Source organism: Pontibacterium sp., from assembly GCF_964228735.1.
In the GTDB taxonomy this organism is placed as follows: Bacteria; Pseudomonadota; Gammaproteobacteria; order Pseudomonadales; family Balneatricaceae; genus Pontibacterium.
In genome coordinates this window covers 1-5,720 of sequence record NZ_CAXRBQ010000121.1, presented here as the reverse complement: position 1 = coordinate 5,720, position 5,720 = coordinate 1, and the positions used below count along the sequence as shown (strand labels likewise).

At 55.0% G+C, this 5,720-nt stretch carries 5 protein-coding genes; 3 read left to right on the top strand and 2 right to left on the bottom strand.

Annotated elements, in window-relative coordinates:
• Positions 1 to 49 precede the first annotated feature (49 nt).
• Entirely contained in the window at positions 50 to 1,282 is a 1,233-nt protein-coding gene (locus tag ACEQ15_RS13645; protein ID WP_370279762.1) for a TMEM143 family protein, read from the bottom strand.
• A 118-nt stretch (positions 1,283 to 1,400) separates the two neighbouring features.
• Between ACEQ15_RS13645 and ACEQ15_RS13640 the strand changes: the two genes are divergently transcribed.
• The 3 genes from ACEQ15_RS13640 to ACEQ15_RS13630 all read left to right on the top strand — a co-directional run bounded on the left by ACEQ15_RS13640 (position 1,401) and on the right by ACEQ15_RS13630 (position 4,951).
• A complete protein-coding gene (locus tag ACEQ15_RS13640; protein ID WP_370279761.1) occupies positions 1,401 to 3,773 on the top strand; it encodes a helicase-related protein in 2,373 nt (790 codons plus the stop codon).
• Positions 3,774 to 3,806: 33 nt separating this feature from the next.
• A complete protein-coding gene (locus ACEQ15_RS13635) occupies positions 3,807 to 4,304 on the top strand; it encodes a gamma-glutamylcyclotransferase family protein (RefSeq protein ID WP_370279760.1) in 498 nt (165 codons plus the stop codon).
• Between the two features lie 473 nt (positions 4,305 to 4,777).
• Positions 4,778 to 4,951, top strand: a complete 174-nt coding sequence (locus ACEQ15_RS13630; RefSeq protein WP_370279759.1) for a hypothetical protein — start codon at positions 4,778 to 4,780, stop codon at positions 4,949 to 4,951.
• 20 nt (positions 4,952 to 4,971) lie between these two features.
• Here ACEQ15_RS13630 and pabB read toward each other — a convergent pair.
• Positions 4,972 to 5,720, bottom strand: a 749-nt coding sequence (gene pabB / locus ACEQ15_RS13625; RefSeq protein WP_370279758.1) for an aminodeoxychorismate synthase component I, incomplete at its 5' end; no start/stop codon positions are given.

The following is a 5,720-nucleotide window of genomic DNA, read 5'->3' as shown; positions in this document are numbered from 1 at the left end:
CATCGCTTCGCGATGGCCAACCTACGCTATTTCTGGCTGATGGATGGATTCAGGCAAACCTGAACAGCTGGTCCCAGTGTTGATCCAGGCTGACAAGCGCGTCGGGCAGCGGTGTGGCGATCATACGGTCGTCTGGCGTTTCCGATACCAGTTGTAGGCGCTTGAGCTTATCGATGGCATCGTCGATTTCAAAGTCCAGCACGCAGTTGTGCTGTCCGGCAAACCAGCGCTCGATTGCCCGGTCCAGCTCAGATGCGTTCAGTGGCGCATCGTGGGTCAGCAGGAAGTAATAGGCGAGAATTGCCTCCTTACACTCTTCCTCCTCAGCATCATCGATCAGGCGATGAAACACACCGGCATTGTTATCGAGGTTCTTGAAGTACAGGTTCTGGGTGAGGGATTGTACAAAGCGGAGCTTGCGGTTTTTGAAGTTATTGAACTGCTTCCACAGATAGCTGCCCACCGCACCAAAGCCCGCAAAAAGTGCGACAAGTGCCGCCTTGTCCAATTCGACCGGGTTAGAGTGCAGCCCCAGCCAGAATCCAAGCAGTGAGCCCAACAATACGAGGGTTGCACCCAGCTTGGTACTGATCACGATGCCGCCGCTCACCAGAGCAGGAACGCCAATCATTAGTTTGTCGATCAGACGCATCCGTACCGCAGTATTGGGGAACAGCATCTCCAGATCCGCTTTGGGTACGTTTTTGAACAGCTTAAGGATGACGCTGCCGGGCTTGATATCCCGCGCGGCTGCCAGTTTCGGGTCCAGATCGTCGCGAAAGCGGATGTAGATCACCACCCGATCGTAGTTCACGAACTGTACATCGCGTTGCTTCAGGCCAAACATTGTCGGCAGCGTTTCGGTACGAACCGATTCGCCCCGGCAGTAGAGCAGCACTTCGGCGAATTCATCAAAGTCCACGTGCAGCTTGATCTTAAACAGTGAGTCTTCGGACAGGGCCAAGGCCAGGTCCGCTTCAGAGACCTGCTCAAAATTGGCTTTATCCAGTAGCTGCTCCAGCTCTTTTACAAACCGGTCGCATTGGGAACTTTCCGCTTTGATGGCGCGGGTGTCCCGGTCCGGATTAAGTGTGCTGAAGCTGTCCTTCAGGCGTTCCGCCCGCTGGTGAAACTCAAAGTGAAACAGGGCTTGGATCAGTGAACTGCAGTTCTGAAAGTCGTGTTGCTGGTGGCTATCAAGTTGCCCGTCATCCAGGCACATCTGCACAATATCGCGCTTTCGGAAAGGGATAAAACGGGTAGCGGGGGTCTTCAGATCCATGACGCAGGCATTCCACAACAGCCAAATCGATCGCTCTATTCTACGGTGAACCTGGCGAAAGCCGAAATCGGATTCGCTGAAATAGCGGGCAACAGTGATAAGATGGCGTTTTCCTCTGTTGTTGCTGAACGTTCCGGCCTTTATGTCTACTGCACTGCCCATCGACTCGATCGAAACCACCTTTAAAGCGAAGCTGAACGATACCCATCTGGTGGTTGCCGCGGCAACCGGTTCGGGTAAGTCGACCCGCTTGCCAATCTGGGCGGCGGAGCGTGGGCGGGTGCTGGTGATCGAACCTCGCCGGGTGGCTTGTACCGCGCTTGCCGGATTTGTGGCTGAGCAAACAGAAACCCGCTTGGGTGAAGGCGTGGGGTATGCGATCCGCTTTGATAATCGCTACCAGGCGACAACACGCATTATCTTTGTCACTCCCGGTGTTGCATTGCGCTGGTTTGCTGAGGATCAGCTCAGCGGTTTCGATACCGTTATTCTCGATGAGTTTCATGAGCGGCGCTGGGATACCGATCTCCTGCTGGCTCTGCTCAAACAGCAGGCACGGCAAAGGTTGGTGCTGACGTCGGCGACACTGAATGCACAGCGTCTGGCGGATTATCTGACTGCGGACGTGTTGCAGGCTGATGGACGCAACTTTGGTGTGGAACTGTTTCATCGCGCGAAAGATCCTCGCCAGATGCCCGAAGCCAGGGGGCTCGAGCAACAGATAAAAGCCGTAGTGAGTGACTACTTTGAACGGCATCGGGGCGATACGCTGGTTTTCCTGCCGGGGCGAAAGGAGATCCAGCAAGCCATGGCTGTGCTCAAGGCGATTGATGCTGATGTGATTCCACTGCACGCCAGTGTGAGCGCTGCAGATCAGAAGCGCGCATTGAGTATAGGATCACGGCGTCGAGTGATTCTGGCAACCAATGTAGCCGAAACCTCCCTGACGATTCCGGGTGTGACCCTGGTGGTCGATTCGGGCCTGGAGCGCCGCACCCATCAGCGTAATGGGCGCACAGTGCTCGGCTTGCATCCTATTTCTGCGGCCAGCGCAGAGCAGCGTAAAGGCCGTGCAGGTCGTCTGGAAGCAGGGCTGTGTGTAAGGCTTTGGGGTGAACACGCGCCGCTAGAGCAGGTAACACCACCTGAAGTGCAGCGTGAAGAGTTGGTCGACATGATGCTGGCAGCGGCCTGTTCGGGTTATGCCCTGGATGCATTAAGTTTTGCGGATCGGTTACCTGAAAAGTCGCTACGGCTGGCGCGGGAAAAATTGTTGGAGATGCGGGCGATCAATGAGAGCGGGCGGGTGACCGAACTCGGCACCAAACTGTTCCCGTTGCCAATCGATACCCAGTTTGCCCACCTGATCACCGCCATGCCTGACCCGCTGCTGCAAGGCGCGATGGTGGACTTGGCTGCATCTCTGAGTGCGGGTGGCCGTTGGCTTAGGCTGCCCAAAAGCGAGCAGGGCTTACAGGCTGTTCAGGTCTGGTTGCCGGTGCCCTGTGATGCGTTAACCCTGATTGCAGCCCTGAGGGGACAGTCAAAGGAAACCATCCCGGAAGAGATTGAGATTGATGGCGCTGGACGTAAAGAGGCACGTCGATTGGCAACACAGATCCGCGCAGCACTGGGCCTGGGAGAGATTCCCGCCGGGATCGACTTTGATCGGGATCAGTGGCTGCTGGCGGTGTTGCAGGCTCAACCGGCGACCGCTTATATCCGTCGCGCCAAACGGCGTACCGCAATGGGCAATGGGTATGCCGAGATCGCCATCGGTGAGCAGTGCCGGATGAGCGAAGAGTTTGAGGCTGCCGTGCTGCTGGACGACTACAGTATGCCGGGGCGGGGTACTCGCCAGACATTGACTATCGGTACGTGTCTGGCGCCGGTTAAACTGGATCTTCTGGTGCGGGCCGGTCTTGGTGAGCTGCAGCAGGGGCGGGTGATCTGGGAAGGCGGGCGGCTGAGTGTCGAACAGCAGCGGGTCTATGTCGAGCGTGTGATCCACTCCGAAACGGTTATTCCGGAAGGAAAGGCTGCGCGCCGCGCCATTGCTGAGTTAATCCTGCGTGGTAGCCTGATGTCTGGGGTGGCGGATCAGCTGATACGGGATCTTGAAGCCTGGGCACTGTTTGTGGCCTTGGGCGAAGGCGAGGGCGACGTGCCCGCAGCCGATGTCTGGTTACGCGACCAACTGGAGGTGTTGGGTGTAGAGCATGCGGACGATATAGCGCTGATTGACGCCACTGATCTTCAATTTGAGGGGATTCCCGACTGGCAGCGTAAGGCGTTTGATGAGAAATACCCGATGTCGCTTAGGCTGGGAGATCTGCGTCTGAAAGTGCACTACGATGTAAAGAGGAAACAGGTGGTGATTGAGAAGCTTGCAGGTACACGCAAGGATGATCCCAAACGCTGGGAGTTACCTGTCTGGAAAGGCTGGAAGATCCGCTATAGAAAGGCCAGTCGAGTGGTGGATATCCGTTGATCTGTAGATCGACCACCGGTAGAGGAGTATTGGATGTACTACTTCGCGTACGGCTCAAATATGTCGCTGAAGCGCATGCAAGCACGGGTACCAAGTGCGGAGGTGTTGGCGAATGCCACACTGACCCGGTATCAGCTGCGCTTTCACAAGTCTGGCAAAGATCAGTCGGCCAAGGCTGATGCCCATTATACCGGCCGAACGTCTGATCAGGTGCTGGGTGTGGTGTATTGCATCGATCCTGTGGAGAAACCCTATCTGGATAACGCCGAAGGACTGGGGGTGGGGTACGAGTGTATCGATGTTGAGCTCAAGCTGGACGATGGACGGTCACTTACTGCATTTGCCTACGTGGCGTTGCATATCGATCGTGGCATGAAACCCTTCCAGTGGTATAAGCAGCATGTTCTGCAGGGGGCGCTGGAGGCGGGTTTACCCGATGACTATGTAGCGCTGATCCACGAAGTATCCGCAATCGATGATCCGGATGTGGAACGTCATATGAGAGAAACGGTTATCTATAAAGCAGGGTGAGTTGTCGGCAAAGGAGACGAGCTAGCGTCCCTGCCTGCAACGTACTGTGTTCATGTGTGAGTGAGTTGATATTTATTGGACTTGCCCCAGTTGAATGACCAGTGTGCTTACAAAACCTGCTATAAACATACCAGCGGACAGGGCGACGTAGGCAATGCCTAACTTGCGCACCATTGGTAAGGTGCTGCTCAGTTTACTGATTACATTGTTCATAGTACTGCTCTTCAATACTCCTTCGATCAAACCCCGGATGGGGATTCCATCGCAATTGATGAACTTGTAATTGTATAAAAAGTGATCAGGCTTGGGCAATCGGAATTAAGTACCATAATCTGATCTTGCTCATAGGTAGGGCGCTTTGTGAGCGGGGACGGAAGAGGCTGTAGACGTGATTTGCATAGCGTTTGGGTGCTATACCCGCAACCCTGATTCGTCTAAGCTAGAGAGAATCGCCGTTTTTTAAAAGAGACGTTATGAGTAAAAACGTAATCGATTTCAGTGCTAAACAGGACGAAGCCCGCCATCGCCGGAAAGAGAAAAATCTGGATAAGATGCAGGCGCGTTTTGAGAAGGCACTGCCTACGGAAGAGAAAGATCCCAAGAAAAAACTGCTGAATATCTTCAAAAAGGGCAAACCGAAGAAGTAGCGGCTTGCCCGCGCTGGTCGTTACAGCGTGTTCTCCAGTGCCTGCAGCAGGTTGTTTACCTTGTTGTAGGTCTCCTCGTACTCCATATCACTCACCGAATCCGCCACAATGCCGCCGCCGGCCCAGCAGTGAATCTTGTTGTCTTCACAGAGCAGGGTGCGAATCGTGATGCTGGTATCCATCTGTCCACAGAAACTGATGTACCCAATGGAGCCGCAATAGACGGAGCGACGGTGGGGTTCCAGCTCGTCGATGATCTCCATTGCACGGATCTTGGGCGCACCGGTGATGGAGCCGCCCGGGAAGCAGTGCTCCAGCAGGTCAATCTCCGAGAAGTTTTTGTCCAGCTCGCCGGTCACGGTGGTTACCAGGTGGTGAACGTTACGGTAGCTTTCTACGGCAAACAGGCGTGGCACTTTTACGGTGCCCAGCTCGCAGGCTTTGCTCAGGTCATTACGCAGCAGATCCACAATCATCAGGTTTTCGGCGCGGTCTTTGGTGGAATTGCGCAGCTCTTCCTTCAGTGCGGCATCCTCTGCCTTGTCGGCGGAACGTGGACGGGTGCCCTTGATCGGCTTGGTGGTTACTTTGTTGTCTTTGACTTCCAGGAACTGTTCCGGAGACAGAGACAGGATCGCCCCGTGCTCTGTTTCTATATAAGCGGAGTACGGCACCGGCGCAGCCTTACGTAGCTGCTGGTAAGCTGCCCACGGATCACCTTCAAACCTGCTGCTGAAGCGTTGGGCAAAGTTAACCTGATAGCAGTCGC